The 24338-nt window shown below is 71.4% G+C and carries 23 protein-coding genes; 7 read left to right on the plus strand and 16 right to left on the minus strand.

Annotated elements, in window-relative coordinates:
• Window positions 1–64: 64 nt before the first annotated feature.
• From IE237_RS00060 to ureA, 4 genes are all read right to left on the minus strand, one after another.
• Window positions 65–610: a TetR/AcrR family transcriptional regulator gene (locus tag IE237_RS00060; RefSeq protein WP_229842267.1), complete on the minus strand. Its 546-nt coding sequence runs from the start codon at window positions 608–610 to the stop codon at window positions 65–67.
• A 211-nt stretch (window positions 611–821) separates the two neighbouring features.
• Window positions 822–1838 (minus strand): agmatine deiminase family protein, encoded by a 1017-nt coding sequence (locus IE237_RS00065; RefSeq protein ID WP_189799699.1) that lies wholly within the window; start codon window positions 1836–1838, stop codon window positions 822–824.
• 10 nt (window positions 1839–1848) lie between these two features.
• A complete protein-coding gene (locus IE237_RS00070; protein WP_189799700.1) occupies window positions 1849–3531 on the minus strand; it encodes an urease subunit alpha in 1683 nt (560 codons plus the stop codon).
• Window positions 3531–4217 carry an urease subunit gamma gene (gene ureA / locus IE237_RS00075; RefSeq protein WP_189799701.1) on the minus strand — a complete coding sequence of 229 codons (687 nt, stop codon included), beginning with the start codon at window positions 4215–4217 and terminating at the stop codon, window positions 3531–3533. The genes IE237_RS00070 and ureA overlap by 1 nt, the downstream gene beginning before the upstream one ends.
• Before the next feature lie 149 nt (window positions 4218–4366).
• Between ureA and IE237_RS00080 the strand changes: the two genes are divergently transcribed.
• Window positions 4367–5791: a cytosine permease gene (locus tag IE237_RS00080; RefSeq protein ID WP_189799702.1), complete on the plus strand. Its 1425-nt coding sequence runs from the start codon at window positions 4367–4369 to the stop codon at window positions 5789–5791.
• 3 nt (window positions 5792–5794) lie between these two features.
• Here IE237_RS00080 and IE237_RS00085 read toward each other — a convergent pair whose 3' ends face one another.
• The 3 genes from IE237_RS00085 to IE237_RS41265 form a co-directional block, all read right to left on the minus strand.
• Window positions 5795–6886, minus strand: a complete 1092-nt coding sequence (locus IE237_RS00085; protein ID WP_189799703.1) for a branched-chain amino acid aminotransferase — start codon at window positions 6884–6886, stop codon at window positions 5795–5797.
• Window positions 6887–7144: 258 nt separating this feature from the next.
• On the minus strand, window positions 7145–8185 hold the full coding sequence (locus tag IE237_RS00090; RefSeq protein WP_189799704.1) for a 3-isopropylmalate dehydrogenase: 1041 nt from the start codon (window positions 8183–8185) through the stop codon (window positions 7145–7147).
• A gap of 92 nt (window positions 8186–8277) precedes the next feature.
• Complete coding sequence (locus IE237_RS41265; protein WP_256341282.1) at window positions 8278–8409, minus strand: hypothetical protein; 132 nt, start codon at window positions 8407–8409, stop codon at window positions 8278–8280.
• Window positions 8410–8877: 468 nt separating this feature from the next.
• Between IE237_RS41265 and IE237_RS00095 the strand changes: the two genes are divergently transcribed.
• Window positions 8878–9219, plus strand: a complete 342-nt coding sequence (locus IE237_RS00095; RefSeq protein WP_189799705.1) for a PadR family transcriptional regulator — start codon at window positions 8878–8880, stop codon at window positions 9217–9219.
• Complete coding sequence (locus IE237_RS00100; protein ID WP_189799706.1) at window positions 9216–9953, plus strand: hypothetical protein; 738 nt, start codon at window positions 9216–9218, stop codon at window positions 9951–9953. Before IE237_RS00095 ends, IE237_RS00100 begins: the two co-directional genes overlap by 4 nt.
• Window positions 9954–9960: 7 nt before the next feature.
• Here the strand turns inward: IE237_RS00100 and IE237_RS00105 are convergent, their stop codons facing one another.
• A complete protein-coding gene (locus tag IE237_RS00105; RefSeq protein WP_189799707.1) occupies window positions 9961–10497 on the minus strand; it encodes a GNAT family N-acetyltransferase in 537 nt (178 codons plus the stop codon).
• Window positions 10498–10593: 96 nt separating this feature from the next.
• Here IE237_RS00105 and IE237_RS00110 point away from each other — a divergent pair, with 96 nt between their 5' ends.
• Window positions 10594–11481, plus strand: coding sequence for an alpha/beta fold hydrolase (locus IE237_RS00110; protein ID WP_189799708.1), 888 nt, complete (start codon window positions 10594–10596; stop codon window positions 11479–11481).
• On the opposite strand, the gene IE237_RS00115 is transcribed toward IE237_RS00110, so the two are convergent.
• The 3 genes from IE237_RS00115 to IE237_RS00125 form a co-directional block, all read right to left on the minus strand.
• Complete coding sequence (locus IE237_RS00115) at window positions 11471–11707, minus strand: hypothetical protein (RefSeq protein ID WP_189799709.1); 237 nt, start codon at window positions 11705–11707, stop codon at window positions 11471–11473. The genes IE237_RS00110 and IE237_RS00115 overlap by 11 nt on opposite strands.
• Before the next feature lie 125 nt (window positions 11708–11832).
• On the minus strand, window positions 11833–13464 hold the full coding sequence (gene pruA / locus IE237_RS00120) for an L-glutamate gamma-semialdehyde dehydrogenase (protein ID WP_189799710.1): 1632 nt from the start codon (window positions 13462–13464) through the stop codon (window positions 11833–11835).
• Window positions 13465–13494: 30 nt separating this feature from the next.
• Window positions 13495–14421, minus strand: coding sequence for a proline dehydrogenase family protein (locus IE237_RS00125; protein WP_189799711.1), 927 nt, complete (start codon window positions 14419–14421; stop codon window positions 13495–13497).
• A 183-nt stretch (window positions 14422–14604) separates the two neighbouring features.
• Here IE237_RS00125 and IE237_RS00130 point away from each other — a divergent pair, with 183 nt between their 5' ends.
• Genes IE237_RS00130 through IE237_RS00140 form a run of 3 tightly spaced genes read left to right on the plus strand, consistent with a single transcriptional unit; the run spans window position 14605 to window position 18078 of the window.
• The gene (locus IE237_RS00130) at window positions 14605–15726 is read left to right on the plus strand and encodes a PucR family transcriptional regulator (RefSeq protein ID WP_189799712.1); all 1122 of its coding nucleotides are present in this window, start codon (window positions 14605–14607) and stop codon (window positions 15724–15726) included.
• Window positions 15727–15763: 37 nt separating this feature from the next.
• On the plus strand, window positions 15764–16912 hold the full coding sequence (locus tag IE237_RS00135) for a DUF1266 domain-containing protein (RefSeq protein WP_189799713.1): 1149 nt from the start codon (window positions 15764–15766) through the stop codon (window positions 16910–16912).
• Window positions 16909–18078: a DUF1266 domain-containing protein gene (locus IE237_RS00140; protein WP_189799714.1), complete on the plus strand. Its 1170-nt coding sequence runs from the start codon at window positions 16909–16911 to the stop codon at window positions 18076–18078. Before IE237_RS00135 ends, IE237_RS00140 begins: the two co-directional genes overlap by 4 nt.
• 25 nt (window positions 18079–18103) lie before the next feature.
• Here IE237_RS00140 and IE237_RS00145 read toward each other — a convergent pair whose 3' ends face one another.
• The 5 genes from IE237_RS00145 to IE237_RS00165 form a co-directional block, all read right to left on the minus strand.
• Complete coding sequence (locus IE237_RS00145) at window positions 18104–18679, minus strand: TetR/AcrR family transcriptional regulator (RefSeq protein WP_189799715.1); 576 nt, start codon at window positions 18677–18679, stop codon at window positions 18104–18106.
• 76 nt (window positions 18680–18755) lie between these two features.
• Window positions 18756–20345: a phosphoglycerate dehydrogenase gene (serA, locus tag IE237_RS00150; protein ID WP_189799716.1), complete on the minus strand. Its 1590-nt coding sequence runs from the start codon at window positions 20343–20345 to the stop codon at window positions 18756–18758.
• Window positions 20346–20582: 237 nt separating this feature from the next.
• Window positions 20583–21584 (minus strand): ketol-acid reductoisomerase, encoded by a 1002-nt coding sequence (gene ilvC, locus IE237_RS00155; protein ID WP_189799717.1) that lies wholly within the window; start codon window positions 21582–21584, stop codon window positions 20583–20585.
• A gap of 119 nt (window positions 21585–21703) precedes the next feature.
• The gene (gene ilvN / locus IE237_RS00160; RefSeq protein WP_024756291.1) at window positions 21704–22231 is read right to left on the minus strand and encodes an acetolactate synthase small subunit; all 528 of its coding nucleotides are present in this window, start codon (window positions 22229–22231) and stop codon (window positions 21704–21706) included.
• Window positions 22232–22261: 30 nt separating this feature from the next.
• Window positions 22262–24112 (minus strand): acetolactate synthase large subunit, encoded by a 1851-nt coding sequence (locus IE237_RS00165; RefSeq protein ID WP_189799718.1) that lies wholly within the window; start codon window positions 24110–24112, stop codon window positions 22262–22264.
• Window positions 24113–24338 lie beyond the last annotated feature (226 nt).

Raw genomic sequence — 24338 nt, forward strand, 5'->3', positions numbered from 1 at the left:
GTGCCGGAGATCACGCGGCGCCAACAAGGCTGTAGCGCACAACGATCGGGTGTACTTACGTGCGTTACGGTCGCGAGAGCAGGCTCTGCTCGAGGAACTCCCGCACGTGTGTGAGGACCTGCTCCCGGCCCGTGCCCGGGATGCCGACGGCGACGTGCACGCTGAAGCCGTCGAGCAGGGCCCGCATCCGGGTGGCGAAGCGGTCCGGGTCGACCGCGCGGAACTCCTCCCGCGAGACGCCCTCGGCGAGGATCGCGACCAGGTCCCGGTGCCAGGCCCCCTCGATGGCGGCCTGCCGGGCGCGGGCGTCGTCGTCGGCGTTCTGCGAGCGGTTCCAGACCTCCAGCCAGAGCGTCCAGTGCGGGTCGCGGGGCCCGCGGGGCACGTACACGTCGACGTATCCGTCGAGCCGGTCGCGCGCCGTCCCCGGCCGGGACAGCAGAGCGCTCCGCTCGGCCCCGAGCCGCCCCTCGCTCCATTCCAGGGTCTGCAGCAGCAGCTCGTCCTTGGTCCGGAAGTAGTAGAGGAGGTGCCCGCTGCTCATCCCGACCTGCCGCCCGAGCCCGGCCATGGTGAGCCCGTCGAGCCCGCGCTCGGCGATGGTGTCCATGGCCGCGGCGAGCACGTCCTCCCGCGGCGGGGCCGCCTGGTTGCGCCGCCGGGGGTGGGAGGGGGTGGTGGGGTTGCTGCTCTGACTCACTCGTACGTTCTACAGGATGCGGCCGACGGGCCCTCCCCGAAGGTGACGCCTGGGACGGCCGTCTCGCTGTCGGCGCGGCGCCGGCCCCCGTCGGACGAGTGATCCGCGGGGGCCGGGCGGGTCAGACCTTCGGCTGCTGCTGCGTGATGCAGTGGATGCCGCCGCCGCCCGCGAAGATCGTGCGGGCGTCGACCAGGACGACCTCGCGCTCCGGGAAGAGGCGGCGGAAGATCTCGGCCGCCAGCTCGTCGTGGGGGTCCTCGAAGGCGCAGAGGACGACGCCGCCGTTGCACAGGTAGTGGTTGATGTACGAGTAGTCGACCCAGTCGCCCTCCTCGTCCTTGAGGACGGTCGGGGCGGGGACCTCGACGACCTCCAGGGGCCGGCCCTGGGCGTCGGTCTGGCCGCGCAGGATGTTCACGTACATCTTGGAGCGCTCGTAGTCGGGGTGGGCCGGGTCCTGCTGGCTGTGGACGAGGACCGTGCCGGGGCGGGCGAAGGCGGCGACGATGTCGACGTGGCCCTGGGTGCCGTAGAGGCCGTAGTCGCCGGCGAGGCCGTGGGGCAGCCAGATCGCCTGCGTCGTGCCGAGCTTGGCGTGGATCTCGTTCTCGACCTGCTCACGGGTCCACTCGGGGTTGCGGCCGGAGCCGAGCTGCACGGTGTCGGTCAGCAGGACGGTGCCCTCGCCGTCGACGTGGATCGCGCCGCCCTCGTTCACCAGCGGAGACGTCAGTACGGGGACTCCCGCCGCGTCCGCGACATGGCGGGCGATCTTGGAGTCGTGCTCCCAGCGGGCCCAGTCCTGGGCACCCCAGCCGTTGAACACCCAGTCCACGGCGGCGAGCTCGGTGCCGTTCGTGACGAAGGTCGGGCCGATGTCCCGCATCCAGGCGTCGTCGAGCTCCCGCTCGACCAGGTCGATCTCCGGGCCGAGGAGCGCGGCGGCCGACTCCCTGTCGCCGGGCGCGACGACGACGGTCACCGGCTCGAAGCGGCGGACGGCGCGGGCCACCGACGCCCAGGCGGAGCGGGCCTCGGCGAGCTCCTCCTCGTTGGTGAAGGTGGGGTTGGTGCCGGGCCAGGCCATCCAGGTGCGCTCGTGCGGCATCCACTCGGCGGGCATACGGAAGGTCATGAGTCAGGTCCTAGAGGAAGTAGAGGCGGTTGAGGGAGACGGACTCGGCCGCTTCGGAGCGGATCGGGGAGCCGTCGAGCGAGACGAGGCCCGTGCGGTCGTCGACCTGCACGTCGCCGACACGGGAGTTGAGCCTCAGGTCGGCGGGGCCGATGCCGCGGGTGCCGCGCACCGCGACCCGGCGGCGCCGGGTCGGCAGGGCGTCGGAGCCGAGGTCGACGGCGGCCCGGGCGACGAAGGCGACGGAGAGGTCGGCCGGGGTCGCTCCGTGGGCCCCGAACAGCGGCCCGAGGACGAGCGGTTCGCAGGTGTCGGTGGCGGCGTTCGGATCGCCCACGACCCCCCACGCGGGGAAGCCGTTCTTGATGACCATCTGCGGCTTGGCGCCGAAGAACTCCGGCCGCCAGAGCACGATGTCGGCCATCTTCCCGACTTCGATCGAGCCGATCTCGTGGGCGAGGCCGTGGGCGATCGCCGGGTTGACGGTGAGCTTGGCCATGTAGCGGAGCACGCGCGCGTTGTCGTCGTGCGCGCCGTCGCCCTCCATGGGTCCGCGCTCGGCCTTCATCTTCCCGGCCATGGCGAAGGTCCGGCGTACGGTCTCGCCGGCCCTTCCCATCCCCTGCGCGTCGGACGAGGTGATCCCGATCGCGCCGAGGTCGTGCAGGACGTCCTCCGCGCCCATCGTTCCGGCCCTGATCCGGTCGCGGGCCATGGCGGCGTCGCCGGGGAGGTCGGTCTTCAGGTCGTGGACGGAGACGATCATCCCGTAGTGCTCGGCGACCGCGTCGCGGCCGAAGGGCAGGGTGGGGTTGGTGGAGGAGCCGATGACGTTCGGCACGCCCGCCATCTTCAGGACGTTGGGGACGTGACCGCCGCCGCAGCCCTCGATGTGGAAGGCGTGGATCGTACGGCCTTCGAGCACCTTCAGGGTGTCCTCGACCGAGAGGCACTCGTTCAGGCCGTCCGAGTGCAGGGCGACCTGGACGTCGTGCTCCTCGGCGACTCGCAGGGCCGTGTCGAGGGCCCGGGTGTGGGCGCCCATGTCCTCGTGGACCTTGAAGCCGGACGCCCCGCCCTCGGCGAGGGCCTCCACCAGTGGCGCCGGGTCGGAGGACGAGCCGCGGGCCAGGAAGCCGATGTTGACCGGCCAGGCGTCGAAGGCGTTGAAGGCGTGCCCGAGGGCCCAGGGCGAGTTGACGCCGACGCCCCAGACGGGGCCGAACTCCTGGCCGATGACCGTGGTGACGCCGCTCGCGAGCGAGGCCTCCATGATCCGTGGCGACAGGAGGTGGACGTGGGTGTCGACGGCTCCGGCCGTGGCGATGAGCCCCTCGCCGGAGACGATGGTGGTGCCGGTGCCGACGACGACGTCGACGCCGTCGAGGGTGTCGGGGTTTCCGGCCCGCCCGATGGCGTGGATCCGGCCCTCGCGGATGCCGACGGACACCTTGCGGATGCCCTGCACGGCGTCGATCACCAGGACGTTGCTGATCACGACGTCGCAGGTCTCCCGGACGGCCGCGGCCTTGAGGTGGAGGCCGTCGCGGGCGGTCTTGCCGAAACCGGCCAGGAACTCGTCGCCGGGCTTCTGGGAGTCCGACTCGACGCGGACGACGAGTCCGGAATCGCCCAGGACGACACGGTCCCCGGCGCGGGGGCCGTGCACGGATGCGTACTCGTACGGGTCCATCACTCGTCCTCGATTCCCAGGTAACCGCACGCCCGCGCCCTGCGCAGGGCCTCCTCCTTGGCACCGGGCGCGTCCAGCGGGCCGTCGACCAGTCCCGCGAAGCCGATGGCGACGCGGGCGCCGCCGATCGGGACGAGCCCGACCTCGGCCCGGCCGCCCGGGTCGAAGCGGAAGGAGGCTCCGGCGGGGATGGCGAGCCGCATGCCGTAGGCGGCGGACCGGTCGAAGTCGAGGCGCGGGTTGGCCTCGAAGAAGTGGAAGTGGGAGGTCACGCTGACGGGGACCGTCGCCGTGTTCCGTACGAGGAGGGTGAGCGCCGGCTCGGTCTCCGGGTGTCCGGGGCCGGGCAGCAGCGCGCCCGGCGCCGCGGCGCCCAGGCGTCCTCCGCCGATCGGGTCGGTGACGACGGCGAGCCGCGAGCCGTCGTCGAAGACGGCCTCGACGTGGACCTCGGTGACCACGTCCGCGACACCGGGCAGGACGTCGTCGGGGCCGAGGACGGAGCGGGCCGCCTCGATCGCCTCGGCGAGTCGCTTGCCGTCGCGGGCCGCCTCGCAGACGGTGTCCGCGACGAGCGCGGTCGCCTCGGGCACGTTGAGCCGCAGGCCCCGGGCCCTGCGGGCCCGGGCGAGTTCGGCGGCACCGAAGAGGAGCAGCCGGTCGCGTTCCGTGGGAGTCAGTCGCACGCCCCACACACCTCCTGCCATGGGCGACACGTTTGAGCGACACTCTAAATGTTGAGACGGACTCTTCCAAGCATTGACGTCACCGACAGGCGTAGGTCACATTGAGCGCCGCTCTAAAACTGTCCCGTCCGCCCCCGCAGGGAGTCCACATGCCGATCGAACAGCGTGGCGTCGACACCATCCCCGAGGCCGAACGCACCAGCGGCCCCCGCGACCTCGTCTCGATCCTGCTCGGATCCAACCTCTGTCTGGGGGTGATCGTCTTCGGCTGGCTGCCGGTCTCCTTCGGCCTCGGTTTCTGGGCCTCGGTGACCTCCGTCGTCACCGGCACCCTCGTCGGAGTCGCGGTCACCGCCCCGCTCGCGCTCGTGTCCCTCCGCACCGCGACCAACCTCTCCACCTCCTCCGGCGCCTTCTTCGGCGTCCGGGGCCGGCTCGTCGGCTCCGTGGTCGGCCTGCTGCTCTCGCTCGGCTACACCGCGCTGACCCTCTGGATCGGCGGCGACGTGATGGTGGGCACGCTCGCCCGCCTGATCGGCCTGCCGACCGGCGGCGCGGCGCACGCCGCCGTCTACGCGGTCCTGGCCGCCTGCACCGTGGTGGGCGCGGTGTACGGCTACCGGCTGCTGCTCCGGCTGAGCAAGGCGCTCGCCGTCGGCATGACGGTGCTCCTCGCCGTCGGCCTGGCCGCCTACGCCGGGGACTTCACGACGGCGGCGGTGCCGGACACCCCGTATCTGCTCGGCTCCTTCTGGCCGACCTGGCTGCTCGCGGCCGTCGCGGCGGGGCTCAGCGGACCGGTCGCCTTCATCACCCTCCTCGGCGACTACACCCGGTACGTCTCCCCCGAGCGGTACAGCGCGCGGACCGTGTGGCGGGCCACCTGTCTGGGCCTGACCGTGGGCCTGCTCGTCCCGCAGCTCTTCGGCACGTTCACCGCCCTGGCGGCGCGCGGCGGCCTGGACTACGCGGGGCCGCTCGTCGACGCTTCCCCGGCCTGGTACCTCGTGCCCCTGCTCGTCGCGGCCACCGCCGGCTCCGTCGGCAACGCCGGGCTGATGCTGTACTCGATGGGGCTCGACCTCGACGCGATCCTGCCGAAGGCCACGCGTGCGCGTGCCACCCTCGTGGTCGCGGCGGTGGCGACGGCCTTCGTCTTCCTCGGCCACTTCGCCTCGGACGCCCAGACGGCGATGACCTCGTTCGTGCTGCTGCTCACCGCGATCGGCACCCCGTGGGCGGTGATCACCCTCATCGGGCACGCGCGCTGCGGCGGGCGGTACGACCCGGAGGCGCTCCAGGTCTTCAACAACCGCTCGCGCGGCGGGATCTACTGGTACTCGGCGGGCTGGCACCCGCGCGCCACCGTCTCCTGGGCGATCGGCGCGGCGATCGGCCTGGCCGCGGTGTCGACGCCGCTCTACGAGGGGCCGCTGCTCGCCCTCACGGGCGGGATCGACTGCAGCTTCGTCTTCTCGGGGATCGCGGGCGGCGTGCTGTACGCCGTCCTGACGCCGAACAGGGCTCCCGAGACCGTGACGACGGCCCCGGAAGCCCTGGCGGCGACGGAGTAGGTCCTAGTTGCCGAGCTGGTGCATCCAGCCGTGGACGTCCTCGGACTTGCCGGTCTGGATCGCGAGCAGCGCCTCGCGCAGCTTCATCGTGACCTCGCCGGGCTCGCCGCCCGACTGCTGCCACTCGCCCCGGGCGGACTTGACCGTGCCGACCGGGGTGATGACGGCGGCGGTGCCGCAGGCGAAGACCTCGGTGAGGGTGCCGTTCTCGGTGTCGGCCTGCCACTGGTCGATGGAGACGCGGGCCTCCTCGGACTCGTAGCCGAGGTCCTTCGCGACCTTGAGGAGCGAGTCGCGGGTGATGCCGGCGAGGAGCGAACCGGTGAGGGTCGGGGTGACGATCTTGTCTCCGTACACGAAGTACAGGTTCATGCCGCCGAGTTCCTCGACCCACTTGTGCTCGACCGCGTCGAGGTAGCAGACCTGGTCGCAGCCCTTGGCCGCCGCCTCGGCCTGCGCGAGCAGGGAGGCCGCGTAGTTGCCGCCGGTCTTGGCGTCGCCCACACCGCCGGGGACGGCGCGGACGCGGTCCTCGGAGGCCCAGATCGAGACCGGCTTCACGCCGCCGGGGAAGTACGGGCCGGCCGGCGAGGCGATGACGACGAAGAGGTACTCGTTGGCCGGGCGGACGCCCAGGCCGACCTCGGTGGCGATCATGAACGGACGCAGGTAGAGCGAGTCCTCGCCGCCGTGCGCCGGAACCCAGGCCTCGTCGTGCCGGACGAGCACGTCGCAGGCCTCGACGAAGGTCTCGACCGGAAGCTCGGGCATGCCGAGCCGGCGGGCGGAGGCCTGGAACCGGCGGGCGTTGGCGTCCGGGCGGAAGGTGGCGACGGAACCGTCGGGGCGGCGGTAGGCCTTCAGGCCCTCGAAGATCTCCTGCGCGTAGTGCAGGACGTTCGTGGCCGGGTCCAGGGAGAGAGGACCGTACGGCACGAGCTGGGCGTCGTGCCAGCCGCGGCCCTCGGTCCACCGGATGGTGACCATGTGGTCGGTGAAGTGGCGGCCGAATCCCGGGTTGGCCAGGATCGCCTCGCGCTCCGCGGCGGACAGCGGGCTGGAGGAGGGCTTGAGCTCGATCGTGGGCGTCGTCATGAGTGCGTGTCCTTCACCGGTTGTGTGGGTAGGACCGCGCGCGCACTCCGCCGTCGGGGACGGCTGTCCCTGACGAGGCGGCGTCCGGGCATGCCCGTATGCCGCGGCCCCACGTTCGATTATCGCCCGTGGGGGCCGGTGCGGAAAACGGGTGAGCGCGGTCCGTGATTCGGGGGGAGCGCCCCGCGGCCGCGCATGGGACAGCCGCCGGGCGCTGGTGCGACCCGGCGGCTGCTGTCTGATGTCAGTCGGCGCGGGTCAGCTCGCTACTCGCGCGGCGAGCGCGTCGCCGATCTCGTCCGTCGTGCGGACGCTGTCCCCGCGCTCGGTGAGGTCGGCGGCGACGGCCTCCTCGACCCGGGCGGCCTCGGCCTCGTAGCCGAGGTGGCGGAGGAGGAGGGCGACGGAGAGGACGGTGGCCGTGGGGTCGGCCTTGCCCTGGCCCGCGATGTCCGGAGCGGAGCCGTGGACCGGCTCGAACATGGACGGGAACTCGCCGCTCGGGTTGATGTTTCCGGAGGCGGCGACGCCGATGCCGCCGGAGACGGCCGCGGCGAGGTCGGTGATGATGTCGCCGAAGAGGTTGTCGGTGACGATCACGTCGAAGCGGGCCGGGTCGGTGACGAGGAAGATCGTCGCGGCGTCGACGTGCAGGTAGTCGGTGGTGACCTCGGGGAACTCGGCCGCGACCTTGTTGAAGATGTTCGTCCAGAGGTGGCCGGCGAAGGTCAGCACGTTGTTCTTGTGGACCAGCGTCAGCTTCTTGCGCGGGCGGGCCTGGGCGCGGGCGAAGGCGTCCCGGACCACGCGCTCGACACCGAAGGCGGTGTTGACCGAGACCTCGGTGGCGACCTCGTGCTCGGTGCCCTTGCGGATGGTGCCGCCGTTGCCCGTGTACGGACCCTCGGTGCCCTCGCGGACCACGACGAAGTCGATCTCGGGCTGCCCGGCGAGCGGGGTGGCGACGCCGGGGAGCAGCTTCGAGGGACGCAGGTTCACGTGGTGGTCGAAGGCGAAGCGGAGCTTCAGCAGGAAGCCGCGCTCCAGGACGCCGGACGGCACCGACGGGTCGCCGATGGCGCCGAGCAGGATGGCGTCGTGCTTCTTGAGCGAGTCGAGGTCGGCGTCGGTGAGGGTCTCACCGGTGGCGTGGTAGCGCTTGGCGCCGAAGTCGTACTCCTCGGTCTCCAGCTTCACGTCCTGGGGAAGGACGGCCGCGAGGATCTTGAGGCCCTGGGCCACGACCTCCTGGCCGATGCCGTCGCCGGGAATGACTGCGAGATTGATGCTGTGAGACATGTCGGCACCCTACTCTTCGTCCCATCGTCTGACACGTTCCGTCCGCCATGTGGACGAAGCGCCATGCCGGGGGGACGGTGTCGGACCAGGCGTCAGTGGCCGGTGGAGCCGCCGTTGTCACGGCGGTCGAGGGCGCGCTGGAGGGCGGCGGCGGCGTTCTGGCGGGCCTCGTCGCTGGGACGGTTGGCGGAGTGGCGGACGCGGCGGGCGGTCTGAGCGGCCATGAGGGATCGACTCCTTGAGATCATTGGTGATCCGGATGTGCGGAGATCAGCTTGTGATCGAAGGCGCCGGAAGGGGCGGGGAGCGCCGCCGCAGGGGTTGCCTGCGCAGGGCGTCGCGCTCTCGACCGCCATTCGCTTGATGAAGCGAGACGTTCGGCTCCTACAAAGCTAGGGCAGGCCTCCTCATCTGTCTCCACAATTACTCGGACTTCCTACTATCTGAGACGGCACCTCACCCTCCCGGATCCCCGGCTCACGGATGAGTGACCGCACGGTGAGGGATCGTGCCAGCTCAGGGGTGGCGACATGGCCCACGGACCGGGTCGGGCGGGCCGGTCCGAGATCGGCGATCCCGACCGAGGGCGGTGCTCCGATCAGGGACAGTTCCGGCATCACGGCCATCCCGCGCCTGACCTCCTCCTCACTACCTAGGTTGCATTCCTACCTAGGTAGTGGTGAGATGCATCCATGGCCGCAGACCGCAGATCCAGCTGGCTCAAGGGAGTCCTCGACCTGCTCGTCCTCTCCCGCCTGACCGACGGGGAGAGCTACGGGTACGAGATCGCCAAGGCACTCGCCGAGGCGGGACTCGGCGAGATCAAGGGCGGGACGCTCTACCCCGTCCTGAACCGCCTGGAGGAGGCCGGCCTGGTGGAGGCGGAGTTCCGCGCCGCCGAGCGCGGCCCGGGACGGCGCTACTACCGGCTCACGGCTCTCGGCCGCGAGCGCCTCACCGCCGAGAGCGGGGCGTGGCTGGCCTTCCACCGCGCCGTACAGACCATGCTCAGCCCAGGGGGAACGACACCATGACCACCGACGCCTACTTCGCCGAGCTCTCCGGTTCGCTGCGCGCCGCCCACGTGCCGGACGAGCAGATCGCCGCGACCGTCGAGGACCTGCGGGCCCACCTCGCGGAGACGGGGACGGCCCCGGAGGAGGAGTTCGGCCCCGCCGCCGCGTTCGCCGCGCAGCTCGGGGGCCTCGCGCCCACGCCCGGCGAGCCGGACGGGCGCGCCGAGTCGTGGACCTGGACCGCCGACCTCTTCAACGACCGCCGGATGCTGGCCGTCCACGGCGACCAGGGCTGGGAGGTGGAGTCGCTGGACCCCCTCGGCCGGTTCGTCTGCCGCCGCTCCGCGACGGCGGCACTCCGCTGGGAGTACCGCCGCGAGATCATCGGCGCCCGGCGCCGCACCAAGGTCCTGGCCGAGCTGGAGCCCGAGGGCTGGGAGCTGTGCGGCGAGTGGCTGGTGTACGGCTACTTCAAGCGGCCGCGCGCGGCGACGGCAGGCCCGGCGGGCGCCCTGGGGGCCCGGCCGGCCGCCCCGCACCGCCGGCTGTTCCTGAGCCGCCGCGGCAAGCTGGCGCTCGCGGTGTGGGCCGTCGTGGTCGGCGGCGCGACGGCGGCGTGCTTCATCGGGACGCTCGGCATGGGCGGCCTCGCGATCACCATCGCCCTGACCTCGATGTTCTCCGCCCTGTTCACCTCCCACCTGGAGACGGCCAAGGGGCGGGTGGACCAGGACCGCTCGGTGTCCTCCTGACCCTCCCTCACATCACGTCGCCGTCCCGCCAGTCGAAGACGAGCGGGGCGGCGGGGTCCGGCAGGGGCAGGCCGTCCGCGGGGCGCAGGAACACGGAGCCCTCGTCCTCGGCGAGGTGGACGATCCCCTCGGGTCCGAGCGCTTCGAGGCGCCCCTCCCAGATCCGCCAGCCGCGTGCCCGGTAGAGCGCCGCCCCCTCGTCGGAGGCGCTGAGCGCCCCGAAGGCGTACGCCCCGTCGATGACCCGCTCCAGGCCGTCCATCACGGCGCCGCCGAGCCCCTGCCGCCGGAGGTCCTCCCGGACGGCCACCCCTTCGACGTATCCGATGCGGTGCGAGCGGCCCCGGTGGAGCGGCCTGCGCAGCACGACGGCGCCGTGGGCGACGATGCCCCGCTCGTCCTCGATCCAGGCGTGGACCCCGCCGAGGGTGTGGTCCCAGTCGTCGTCGGAGAAGTCGCCCTCGAAGGCGGTGTCGAGCATCTCGCGTACGGCGCGGAGCCGGGCGGCACCGAGTTCGTGGGTGGGCGCGATTCTCACGGTCATCCCCTCACCCTAACCCCTCATAACCCATTGACAGGTTAATCCGACCCTGATTGAGTTCCCTCATAACTAGTCAAGGCGCCTTAAGGGGTTAGACCGATGTCCGTGCTGCCGACCCACCACCGCACCGTCACCGTCCGGGGCCACGAGATCGCCTACCGCGAGGCCGGCCCGGCCGACGCCCCCGTGCTGCTCCTGCTGCACGGCTTCCCCACCAGCTCGCACATGTTCCGCGACCTGATCCCGCGGCTCGCCGGCTCCTACCGCCTGATCGCCCCCGACCACCTGGGCTTCGGCCGCAGCGCGGCCCCCGACGCCGCCGAATTCGACTACACCTTCGCCGGACTGGCCGCGCTCACCGCCGAGTTCACCGAGGCCCTCGGCCTCGACCGGTTCGCGCTCTACATCCAGGACTACGGCTCCCCCATCGGCCTGCGCCTCGCCCTGGCCCACCCGGAGCGGATCACCGCGATCATCAGCCAGAACGGCAACGCGTACGAGGAGGGCCTCGGCGCCGAGGCCTGGGCCCCCGTCCTCGCCCTGATCGAGAAGCGCACCCCGGAGACGGAGGAGCCGGTCCGCGCGATCCGCTCCCTCGACGGGATCCGCTGGCAGTACGAGACGGGCGTCCCCGCCGAGTACCGGGACCTGCTCAGCCCGGACGCCTGGCACCACGACGCCGCCCTGATGGCCCGCGCGGGCCAGGACGAGATCCAGCTGGGCCTGATCGCCGACTACGGCTCCAACTTCGCCCTCTACCCGGCCTTCCAGGAGTACTTCCGCACCAGCCGGGTCCCGCTCCTCGCGGTCTGGGGCGAGGGCGACCAGGTCTTCGTCCCGGCGGGCGCCGAGGCCTTCCGCCGCGACCTCCCGGACGCCGAGATCCACCTCCTGCCCACGGGCCACTTCGCCCTGGAGACCCACGCGCCGCGGATCGCGGAGCTGATCGGCGACTTCCTCGCGCGGCGCGTCCTCGTCAGGCCGTAGCCTTCTCCAGGTCGCGGGCCATCCGCTCCACCCAGTCGGTGAAGCCCTCACGATGGCGGCCGTCGCTCTCGAGCAGGGTCGCGATCTGTGCGTCCGTGAGCCGGTCGGGGCCCGGCACGGTCAGCAGCCGGTACAGCTCCTTCATCAGGGACAGCATCCGCAGCGCGTCGATGTGCTCGATCGCGTCGACCCCGTGTCCGGGGCCGATGGTCGTCGAACCGGGCATGTCGTGCCTCCTCACCGAGCCCCCTCCCAGCAGCGTAAGCCCACCGCATGAGAACCGCCCCCGTCCTCAGTTGGGGGACCGAGGAGGGGGGCGGTGATCAGGGGCCTCTACGAGGCGGGCGGGCGTCAGCCCATGTGCGGGTAGCCGTACTCGGTCGGCGGGACCAGCGTCTCCTTGATGGCGCGGGTCAGCGTCCAGCGCATCAGGTTCTGCGGGGCACCGGCCTTGTCGTTGGTGCCGGAGGCGCGGCCGCCGCCGAAGGGCTGCTGGCCGACGACGGCGCCGGTCGACTTGTCGTTGATGTAGAAGTTGCCCGCGGCGAAGCGCAGCTTCTCCATCGTGTACGCGGCGGCCGCGCGGTCACCGGAGATGACCGAGCCGGTGAGGGCGTAGTCCGAGACCGACTCCATCTGGGTCAGCATCGCGTCGTAGTTCTCGTCCTCGTAGACGTGGATCGCGAGGATCGGGCCGAAGTACTCGGCCTTGAAGACCTCGTTCTCCGGGTCGGTGCAGGCGATGACGGTCGGGCGGACGAAGTAGCCCACCGAGTCGTCGTAGCTGCCACCGGCGATGATCGTGCAGCTCGGGTCGGCCGCGGCACGGTCGATCGCCGCCTTGTTCTTGGCGAACGAGCGCTCGTCGATGACGGCGCCGATGAAGTTCGACAGGTCGGTGACGTCACCCATGGTGATGCCGTCGACCTCGGCGGCGAACTCCTCCGCGAAGCCGTCGTTCCAGATGGACGCCGGGATGTAGGCGCGCGAGGACGCGGAGCACTTCTGGCCCTGGAACTCGAAGGAGCCGCGGGTCAGCGCGGTCTTCAGGATGGCGCGGTCGGCGCTGGGGTGGGCGACGACGAAGTCCTTGCCGCCGGTCTCGCCGACGATCCGCGGGTACGAGCGGTACTTCTCGATGTTGTTGCCGACCGTCTTCCACAGGTGCTGGAAGGTCTTGGTCGAGCCGGTGAAGTGGATGCCGGCCAGGTCGCGGTGGTTCAGGGCCACCTCGGAGACGGCGATGCCGTCGCCGGTCACCAGGTTGATGACGCCCTTCGGCAGGCCGGCCTCCTCCAGGAGCTCCATGAGGAGCACGGCGGAGTGGGTCTGCGTCGGGGACGGCTTCCAGACCACCACGTTGCCCATGAGGGCGGGGGCGGTGGGCAGGTTGCCCGCGATGGCCGTGAAGTTGAACGGCGTGATCGCGTAGACGAAGCCCTCCAGCGGGCGGTGGTCCAGACGGTTCCACACGCCCGGGGAGTTCGCCGGCGGCTGCTCGGCGAGGATCTGGCGGGCGTACGCCACGTTGAAGCGCCAGAAGTCGACGAGCTCGCACGGGGTGTCGATCTCGGCCTGCTGGGCGGTCTTGGACTGGCCGAGCATGGTGGACGCGGCCAGCGTCTCGCGCCACGGGCCGGCGAGCAGCTCGGCGGCGCGCAGGATGATCGCGGCGCGGTCGTCGAAGGACATCGCGCGCCAGGCCGGAGCCGCGGCCAGGGCGGCGTCGATGGCGTCCTGGGCGTCCTGCTCGGTGGCGCCGCGGAAGGTGCCGATGACGGCCTTGTGGTTGTGCGGCTGGACGACCTTGAACTCCTCGCCGCCGCCGAGGCGCTTCACGCCGCCGATGGTCATCGGCAGCTCGCGCGGGTTCTCGGCCAGCTCCTTGAGCTTGACCTCGAGGCGGGCGCGCTCCGGGGAACCGGGGGCGTAGCTGTGCACCGGCTCGTTGACCGGAGCGGGGACCTGGGTGACAGCGTCCATGAGTCTCGATACTCCTTGTGAGAGGTGGGCTCAGCCCTTGGTGAGGATGGAGCGGACGAAGAAGAGGAGGTTGGCCGGCTTCTCCGCGAGGCGGCGCATGAAGTAGCCGTACCAGTCGGTGCCGTACGCGGTGTAGACACGCATGCGGTGGCCCTCGGCGGCGAGGCGGGTCTGCTCCTCGCTGCGGATGCCGTACAGCATCTGGAACTCGTACTCGTCCAGCTTGCGCCCGGCGCGGCGGGCCAGCTCCTGGCCGATGGAGATCAGGCGCGGGTCGTGCGAGCCGATCATCGGGTAGCCCTCGCCGTCCATCAGGATCTTCATGATCCGGACGTACGCCTTGTCGATCTCGGGCTTGTCCTGGATGGCGACCTCGGCGGGCTCCTTGTAGGCGCCCTTCACGATCCGGACGCGGGAGCCGTTCGCGGCGAGGCGGCGGGCGTCGTCCTCGGTGCGGAACAGGTAGGCCTGGATGACGCAGCCGGTCTGCGGGAAGTCCTTCCGCAGCTCCTCGTGGATGGCGAACATCGAGTCGAGGGTGGTGTGGTCCTCGGCGTCCAGGGTGACGGTCGTGCCGATCTCGGCGGCGGCCGCGACGACCGGGCGGACGTTCGCGAGGGCCAGCTCGTGGCCGTTCTCCAGGGACTGGCCGAACATCGACAGCTTCACGGACATCTCGGCGCGGGCGCCGAGGCCCAGCTCCTTGAGGCGGCCGATGAGCTCCAGGTAGGCGTCCCGGGCGGCGTACGACTGCTCGACGGTGGTGATGTCCTCACCGACGACGTCGAGGGTGACCTCCAGGCCGCGGGCGCTCAGCTCGGAGACGATCGGGACGACGTCGTCGACCGTCTCGCCGGCGATGAAGCGGGCGACGACCTGCTTGGTCCCGGGGGCGGCCGAAACGAGACGGCGCATCTTGTCGCTGCGCGACGCGGCGAGGATCACGGGACCCAGCACGGGGACCTCCAGAAGGACAGGGTGACGAAGGGTGCCGTACCCGATCTTTCGTAAGAATCCGGGAACAGCACGAAGAACCACCGTGAAACCTATGGATCGCTCCGATCGTCCGCCATCTACAGCTGTCACGCATCCGTGCGCGGCATCTCATACAGATGTCTGAGGGGGTGCGAGAATGGCGCTGTGAAGGGCGATTACCAAGAACTGGTGGACGAGATCTCCGCGCTGCTCGGCGCCCCGGCGACGCTGGAGAACCGCGACTTCGGGCTGATCGCCTTCGGCGCCCACGACAGCGACGACGACACCGCGATGGACCCCGTCCGGACGCGGTCGATCCTGACCCGGAAGTCGACCCCGGCCGTCCGCGCCTGGTTCGAGGGCTTCGGCATCACCCGGGCGACGGGCCCCGTCCGCATCCCGGCCGCCCCGGACGCCGGGGTGTTCCGCGACCGGCTCTGCCTGCCCGTACGCCATCGGGGCGTCGTCCTCGGGTACGTCTGGCTGCTGGACGCCGAGCCCGGCCCCACGCCCGCCCAGCTCACGGCCGCGATGGACGTCGCCACCCGGATCGGCGGCCTCCTCGCCGACGAGGAGCGCGCCGACGCCGACCTCTCGCGCGAGTTCGCCGCCGTCCTGACCGCCGGACGCGGCTGGCAGAGCGACATGGCCGTCGCGGCGCTCCGGGTGGCCCTGGGCCCCAGCGCGGACGGTCTGCACACCGTCGCCTGCGTGACCCCCTGGCAGGGCGAGGCCCCCTCGATCCGGTCGGTCCCCGGCGCGGCGGCGGTCGCCGTGCTCCCCGAGGGCGAGTCCGGGGAGTCCCTCGCCGTCCTCGTACGGCTGCGCACGGCCGAGGACCTCTCCCCCGCCCACACGGCCGCCGACCGGCTGCGCGCCGCCGCCCCGGCCGGCATCGCGAGCCCCCGCCGGGGCCTCACGGAGCTCCCGGCGGCCTGGCGCGAAGCCAACACGGCCGCCCGCGCCGCCACGGCCCAGCCGAAGCTCGGCCCCGTCGCGGAGTGGGCCGGGATCGGCCCGTACCGGCTGCTCGCCGCGCTCTACCACCCCGAGATCGACCCCGTCGTCGCCCCGCTGCTCGCCCCCGCCCACGCCGAACTGGCCCGCACCGCCGAAGTGTTCCTCGACAACGCGGGCCAGGCGGGCCGTACGGCGGCGGCCCTGGGCATCCACCGGCAGACGCTCTACTACCGGCTGTCCCGGGTCGAACAGCTCACGGGCCTGGACCTGGACGACGGCGAGGACCGCCTCCTGCTCCACATGTCCCTGAAGTCCGCCCGGCTCTGAACGACAGCCCCTCCGGGCCGGTTTATAGGATCGCCCCATGACCACGGGGAGTTGGGCACCGCCGACGCACACCGAGCAGCTGCTGTACGAGGCCGGGGCGCGCGGGGACCGGGCGGCCGTCCTGGACGCCCTCGGACGGACGCGCCTCCACGTGCTCGTCGCACGGCTGCACGCGGACGTGCCCGACTTCGCCAGGCCCCTCCCCAGCCGGCGCGACACGTCCGCCCGGCGCACCGTCGTACCGGTCCTGACCGAGGGCATGCTGCCGCCGTGGCACGCGGAATGGGTGTTCCGGCAGACCACCCTCGACCGGCTCGCCTCGGCCTGGCCGAACGACCGGTGGTGGCTCGCCGTCAACCCGGACACCCCCTTCGCGGCGACCGTGCCCGCCAGGCCCGCCGACCGGCGGGCCTGGCAGGAGGCGGCCGAGCGGGGCGGCGGACCCGCCCGGCTGCGGCTGCTCACCCATGCCGGCGAGCACCTGCACGGACCGGTCGCGCACGCCCTCGCGCTCGGCGCGCACCTCGCCGTCCTCAACGGCCTGGTGTGGAACGCGCTCGGCGCCCACTACGAGGACTACCCCACCGACATCGCCCGGCTGCGCCGGCCCTGGGCCGTCCACCACCGGGCGGACTTCCGGGACAAGCTGCGGACGCTGATCGCCACCCGGCTCGTGGGCCGGGTCCCCGAGACCGTGCTGGGGATCCGGCGCCGCCTCGCCGCCCGGCTCGGCACCGCGCCCACCGACGGGCAGTGGGCGAAGGAGGTCACGGCCGCCTTCGAGCGGGACGACCCGTACGGCGAGGACCGGGCCGAGGCCGCGGAGTTCCTGCGCCGGATCACGCACTTCGAGGAACGGTTCCGCGCCGACGGGCTGCTCCCGCCGGGCGGCCGCGTCGACACCCTCGCCGCCTTCGACCACGGCCGCGCCGTGAACGTCGCACGGCTCGCGCTCGGCGCGCGGTACTGCGACCCCGCGGAGGCGCAGGACTCCGTGCTGCGGGTCCTCGAAGCCGCCCGGCGGATGTACGGCTCCTGGGAGGCGTTCTCACTGGGCTATCTGCTCGCCCGGCTGATCCACTTCGACGAGGGCGAGCCCGAGCCGATGTACCAGGAGTCCCTGACCCTCCACCGCGTCCTCACCCAGGACCCCTCCAGCCCCTACCGGAACATCCCGTGGTCATGAACCCCCACCGCCCCCAGCCCCACGGCACCCCCTGGATCCCGCCCTCCGAGACCGAGCAGCTGCTGCACGAGGCGGCGCTGCGCGGCGACTTCAGGGAACAGATCCGTGTCCTCGCCGGGGCCGAACTCTTCATCGGCGCCCCCAGGGCGCAGGTGGACGCCGAACCCGACGCGATCTACTGGCGCGCCCAGCAGGTGGCGAAGGGGCTCGTCGTCCGGCCCGTCCTCACCCGGGGGACGCTGCCGCCCTGGCAGCCGGACTGGGTGTTCCACCGGATCACGCTCCGGTGGGCCGCCGAGTGCACCTGGCGCGACCCCCGGGTGCTCCTCGCCGTCAACGGCGGCACCCCCGGCGAGCTGCTGCTGCCCGCCACGCCCGAGCACCGCGCGGGGTGGCTGCGCGCGTACGGCGAGCGCGAGCACGGCTCGGGAGACCGGTTCGCCGCCCTGCGCCACGGGCCCCTGCACGGCCCGCTCGCCTTCGGTCTGGCCTGCGGCGCCCATCTGGCCTTCGGCAACGGCGTCCCGTGGAACGACGTGGGTTCCGTCTACCGGGGGTACACCGAGGAACTGGAGACGCTCCGCGACTCCTGGGACATCACGGACCGGGCCGGCTGGCGCGAGGAGCTGGACGCTCTCCTCGACGGGCGCAACAGTCCGCCGGAGCCGGACTTCGCCCTCCGGGTCCGCGAGGAGCTCAGGATCGGGCGGGGCGCGGTGCCGGCCGCCGACGACTGGCGGGAGACGGCCGCCGGGCACGCCCAGGACCTGGGCGCGGGCCCCGCGGCGGTGCGGCACGTCGAGGAGCTGGTGCGCCGCATCCTGCGCTACGAGGCCCGGTTCCGGGCCGAGGGGCTGCTGCCGCCGGACGGGCGCGTGCGGAAGACGGTCGCGTACGACTACGGCCGCGCGGTGAACCTGGCCCGCTGGGGCCTGTCGGCCCGGTTCTGCGCACCCCCCGAGGCCGAGCAGGCGATCGTCCACGCGGGAGCCCTGGCCCGCTCGGCGTACGGGTCCTGGGAGGAGTACTCGGCGGGGTACGCGCTGGGGCGGGTGCTGCGCTTCGACGGGGAGGAGTACGGCTGCTTCCACGAGGGGAACGTGGCCGCCCACCGCGCCCTGACGGAGTACGGGGGCAGCCCCTGGCGCAACATCCCGTGGCGCTGAGCGCCGCCCCCGGCGGCCTTCGCCCCTACTGACCCTCCATCAGGACCCTGAGTCCCGCGGTGAGGTCGTCGGCGCTCGGCGCCGTGTCCGGGTCGACCATCCACTGGATCATGACCCCGGTCGCCAGCGCCTGGCAGAGCAGCCCCGCCACCCGGGCCTTCTCGGGGTCCTTCTCCGGGTCGATGCCGAGGAAGCCCTGGGCCATGCCGAGGCGGCCCTCGCGCTGCGGCTCCTTGATGGCCTCACGGAGCTTCTCGTCGTCGTCGATGCGTGTGACGACCTCGGTCTGCAGCTTCCAGACCGGACGGCTCGCCCCGGCGGCCGCGACGACCTGCTCCCAGACGGCGTGGAATCGTTCGTACGGGTCGGCCGGCAGCGTCTTCTCGCCCTCGGCCCCGGCCGCGCCGGCCCGGTCCCCCCACTCCTCGGTGAGCGCCAGGAAGGCCTGCTGGAGCAGGGCGTCCTTGGAGCCGTAGTGGTAGCCGATGGAGGCGAGGTTGGTGCCCGAGGCGGCGACGATGTCGCGCGCCGTGGTGCGCCTGTACCCCTTCTCCAGGAGGCAGCGCTTGGCGCCTTCGAGCAGGTCTTCCTTGTGTCCCATGACAGCACTGTACCCGGCCTCTAGACACTTGTGTAAGACGAGCGTCTAGAGACCGGGTACGGGCGAGCGGGGTGCGTCAGATCAGGTTGACCGAGCGGGCCGAGGCCGCGCCGATCTCCTCCGCGATCTCCGCGAGCACGGTGGCCGGCACCGTGTCGTCCACGGTGAGGACGACGAGCGCCTCGCCGCCCTCCTCCGCGCGCGCCACCTGCATGCCCGCGATGTTCAGACCGGCCTCGCCGAGGATCCGGCCCACCGTGCCGACGACACCCGGACGGTCCTCGTACCGCAGCACGACCATGTGGTCGGCGAGCGCCACGTCCACGTCGTAGTCGCCGACCGCGACGATCTTCTGGAGGTGCTTCGGGCCGGCCAGCGTGCCGGAGACCGCGACCTCCTCGCCGCTCGAGAGCGTGCCGCGCACGGTGACCACGTTGCGGTGGTCGGGCGACTCGGAGCTCGTCGTCAGACGGACCTCGACACCGCGCTCCTGCGCGAACAGCGGGGCGTTGACGTACGACACGGTCTCGTCGACCACGTCCTCGAACACGCCCTTGAGCGCCGAGAGTTCGAGCACCTTCACGTCGTGCTGGGTGATCTCGCCGTAGACCTCGACGTCGAGACGGGCCGCGACCTCGCCCGCGAGGGCGGTGAAGATCCGGCCGAGCTTCTCCGCGAGCGGCAGACCCGGCTTCACGTCCTCCGCGATGACACCGCCCTGGACGTTGACCGCGTCCGGGACCAGCTCGCCCGCGAGCGCCAGGCGCACCGACTTGGCGACCGCGATACCGGCCTTCTCCTGGGCCTCGTCCGTGGAGGCGCCGAGGTGCGGGGTACAGACGACCTGGTCGAGCTCGAAGAGCGGGGAGTCCGTGCAGGGCTCCTTCGCGTACACGTCGAGGCCCGCGCCGGCGACCCGGCCCTCCTTGAGCGCCGAGTACAGCGCCGTCTCGTCCACGATCCCGCCGCGCGCGGCGTTGACGATGCGGACGGAGGGCTTGACCTTGTGCAGCGCCTCGTCACCGATGAGACCGATGGTCTCCGGCGTCTTGGGCAGGTGGACGGTGATGAAGTCGGCGACCTCGAGCAGCTCGTCCAGGGCCAGCAGCTTCACGCCCATCTGGGCGGCGCGGGCCGGCTGCACGTAGGGGTCGTACGCGACGATCTTCATGCCGAAGGCGGACATGCGCTGGGCGACCAGGACGCCGATGCGGCCGAGGCCGACGACGCCGAGGGTCTTCTCGCTCAGCTCGACGCCGGTGTACTTGTTGCGCTTCCACTCGCCGTTCTTCAGCGCGGTGTTGGCCTGCGGGATGTTGCGCGCGGTGGCGACGAGCAGACCGCACGCGAGCTCGGCGGCGGTGACGATGTTCGAGGTCGGGGCGTTCACGACCATCACGCCGGCCTTGGTGGCGGCGGAGACGTCGACGTTGTCCAGACCGACACCGGCACGGGCGACGACCCGGAGCTTGTTCGCGGCGGCGAGGGCCTCGGCGTCGACCTTGGTCGCGGAGCGGACCAGGATCGCGTCCACGTCGGCGATGGCGGGGATCAGCTCGGCGCGGTCGGCGCCGTTGCAGTGCCGGATCTCGAAGTCCGGGCCCAGCGCGTCGACGGTGGCGGGCGACAGCTCTTCAGCGATGAGTACGACAGGTTTCGAGCTCACGTGAGTCCTCACAGGTCCAGTGCGGACGGCCGTCCCGACGGCCGCAGGCGGTGGAGGGGGCTTGCCGCGTGAAAGCGCACGACGCTGTGGGCCTGACGCGTATGTTGTTGAGCAGTGTAGTGGTGCGTCGGCGCCGTTCATGCGCCTCGTTGGAAGGATCACCCGTCCGTGGTTGGACGGGGTGTCCAACGATGTGGCGAGGGGCCGGACACACCGTCCGGCCCCTCGCCCGAAGGCTTACGCCTCCTCGTCGTTCACCCAGCTCATGAGCTTGCGCAGCTCCTTGCCGGTGGTCTCCAGGAGGTGGTTCTCGTCCTGGGTCTTGTACTCGTTGTACTTCTTCAGACCGCCGTGGTACTCGGCCATCCACTCCTTGGCGAAGGTGCCGTCCTGGATCTCCGCGAGGACCTTCTTCATCTCGGCCTTGGTGGCGTCGGTGATGATCCGCGGGCCGGTGACGTAGTCGCCCCACTCGGCGGTCTCGGAGACCGACCAGCGCATCTTCTCCAGGCCGCCCTCGTACATGAGGTCGACGATGAGCTTCAGCTCGTGGAGGCACTCGAAGTACGCGATCTCCGGCTGGTAGCCGGCCTCGGTCAGGGTCTCGAAGCCCGCCTTGACCAGCGCCGCGGTGCCACCGCAGAGGACGGCCTGCTCACCGAACAGGTCGGTCTCGGTCTCCTCGGTGAAGGTCGTCTTGATGACGCCGGCGCGGGTGCCGCCGATGCCCTTGGCGTACGAGAGCGCCAGCGCGAAGGCGTTGCCCGTCGCGTCCTGCTCGACGGCCGCGATGCACGGAACGCCGCGGCCCTCCTCGTACTGACGACGGACCAGGTGGCCCGGGCCCTTCGGGGCGACCAGGGCGACGTCGACGCCCTCGGGCACCTTGATGAAGCCGTAGCGGACGTTCAGACCGTGGCCGAAGAAGAGCGCGTCGCCCTCCTTCAGGTGGTCCTTGATGGACTCCTCGTAGACCTGGGCCTGGATCGGGTCCGGGGTCAGGATCATGATGAGGTCGGCCTCTTCCGCCGCCTCGGCGACGGAGACGACGCGCAGGCCCTGCTCCTCGGCCTTGGCCTTGGACTTCGAACCCTCCTGGAGACCGACGCGGACGTCGACACCGGAGTCACGGAGCGACAGCGCGTGGGCGTGGCCCTGGCTGCCGTAGCCGATCACCGCGACCTTGCGGCCCTGGATGATGGACAGGTCGGCGTCGTCGTCGTAGAACAGCTCGGCCACTGGGAATCTCCTTGAGGTGCTGGTGGTGCGTCCCACCGTACGGCGGGGAGCGGGAGGAAAGTTTTCGGGTCTCGTCAGTCGGACCGCCGGATGGACCGGCGGTCGACCTCCGGCGACTCTCAGGCGCTGCGGTCGAGGGCCCGCAGGGACCGGTCCGTGATGGACCGGGAACCACGCCCTATGGCGATCGTGCCGGACTGCACGAGCTCCTTGACGCCGAACTGCTCCAGCATCTTGAGCATGGCGTCGAGCTTGTCACTCGAACCGGTGGCCTCGATGGTGACCGCCTCGGGCGAGACGTCCACGGTCTTGGCGCGGAACAGCTGCACGATCTCGACGATCTGGGAGCGGGTCTCGTTGTCGGCGCGGACCTTCACCAGGACGAGCTCGCGCTGGATCGCAGCGCTGGGCTCGAGTTCGACGATCTTCAGGACGTTGACCAGCTTGTTGAGCTGCTTGGTCACCTGCTCCAGTGGCAGGTCCTCGACATTGACCACGATGGTGATGCGGGAGATGTCGGGGTGCTCGGTGACGCCCACGGCGAGCGAGTCGATGTTGAAGCCGCGGCGGGAGAACAGGGCGGCGATCCTGGCGAGGATGCCGGGCGTGTTCTCGACGAGAACGGAGAGCGTGTGCTTGGTGGACATGTCTGGGTCTCTTCCTTTTCGCTCTTCGCCTCAGTCGTCTTCGCCGTCGCCGAAGTCGGGGCGGACGCCCCGCGCGGCCATGACCTCGTCGTTCGAGGTGCCGGCGGCGACCATCGGCCAGACCTGGGCGTCCTCGTGGACGATGAAGTCGATCACGACCGGGCGGTCGTTGATGGCGTTGGCCTCGGCGATGACCTTGTCCAGGTCGGCCGGGTCCTCACAGCGCAGGGCGACACAGCCCATGGCCTCGGAGAGCTTGACGAAGTCGGGGACGCGGGTGCCCTTGTTCGCCTGGACGTCGTCCGGGCCGGAGTGCAGGACGGTGTTCGAGTAGCGCTGGTTGTAGAAGAGCGTCTGCCACTGACGGACCATGCCCAGGGCGCCGTTGTTGATGATGGCGACCTTGATCGGGATGTTGTTCAGGGCGCAGGTGGTGAGCTCCTGGTTGGTCATCTGGAAGCAGCCGTCGCCGTCGACCGCCCAGACCGTGCGGTCCGGCATGCCGGCCTTGGCGCCCATCGCGGCGGGGACCGCGTAGCCCATCGTCCCGGCGCCGCCGGAGTTCAGCCAGGTGGCCGGCTGCTCGTAGTCGATGAAGTGGGCGGCCCACATCTGGTGCTGGCCGACACCCGCGGCGAAGATCGTGCCCTCCGGCGCGAGCTGGCCGATGCGCTGGATGACCTGCTGCGGCGAGAGGCTGCCGTCCTCCGGCAGGTCGTAGCCGAGCGGGTAGGTCTCGCGCCAGCGGCTCAGGTCGCTCCACCAGGCGGTGTAGTCGCCCTTGTTGCCCTCGCTGTGCTCGGCCTGGACGGCCTGGACCAGGTCGGCGATGACCTCGCGGGCGTCACCGACGATCGGGACGTCGGCGGCGCGGTTCTTGCCGATCTCGGCCGGGTCGATGTCCGCGTGGACGATCTTGGCGTACGGGGCGAAGCTGTCGAGCTTGCCGGTGACGCGGTCGTCGAAGCGGGCGCCGAGGGCGACGATCAGGTCGGCCTTCTGCAGCGCGGTGACGGCGGTGACCGCGCCGTGCATGCCCGGCATGCCGACGTGCAGCGGGTGGCTGTCGGGGAACGCGCCGAGCGCCATCAGGGTCGTGGTGACCGGGGCGCCGGTGAGCTCGGCGAGGATCTTCAGCTCGGCGGTGGCGCCGGCCTTGATGACGCCGCCGCCGACGTACAGGACGGGCCGCTTGGCGGCGCTGATCAGCTTGGCGGCCTCGCGGATCTGCTTGGCGTGCGGCTTGGTCACCGGGCGGTAGCCGGGCAGGTCGGTCTGCGGCGGCCAGCTGAAGGTGGTCTTCGCCTGCAGGGCGTCCTTGGCGATGTCGACCAGGACCGGGCCCGGGCGGCCGGTGGAGGCGATGTGGAAGGCCTCGGCGATCGTCCGCGGGATGTCCTCGGCCTTGGTGACGAGGAAGTTGTGCTTGGTGATCGGCATCGTGATGCCGCAGATGTCCGCCTCCTGGAAGGCGTCCGTGCCGATCGCCTTCGAGGCGACCTGGCCGGTGATCGCGACCAGCGGGACCGAGTCCATGTGCGCGTCGGCGATCGGGGTGACCAGGTTGGTCGCGCCGGGGCCCGAAGTCGCCATGCAGACGCCGACCTTGCCGGTGGCCTGGGCGTAACCGGTGGCGGCGTGGCCCGCCCCCTGCTCGTGACGGACGAGGATGTGACGCACCCGCTGCGAGTCCATCATCGGGTCGTAGGCGGGGAGGATCGCGCCGCCGGGGATGCCGAAGACGGTGTCGGCGCCCACTTCCTCGAGAGAACGGATGAGGGACTGCGCACCCGTGACGTGCTCGACGGTGGTGGCGGGCTGCGCGCCGTTACGGGGCCGCGGCTGCGGATGGTGCCCGGTGGCCTGCTCGGTCATCAGCATCTCTTCTCGAGGCAGAGGGTTTTTGCGAGGTGTTGTGCGAGGTTTACGTCGTTTTGGGGTGAGCCAGTGCAACAAAAAACCCCTCGTGCCGTGAGGCAAGCGAGGGGAGCGCGTCGGGTGCGTTCTCAGCGGGACCTACGGGGGCCCTGCCTCAGCCGACGCGCTTTCCAAGTACGAGAATTCGGGTGCGCATGGCACTGACCCTCCCTCTCCGCCCTCACCACTG

Source organism: Streptomyces tanashiensis (assembly GCF_014648895.1).
GTDB lineage: Bacteria > Actinomycetota > Actinomycetes > Streptomycetales > Streptomycetaceae > Streptomyces > Streptomyces tanashiensis.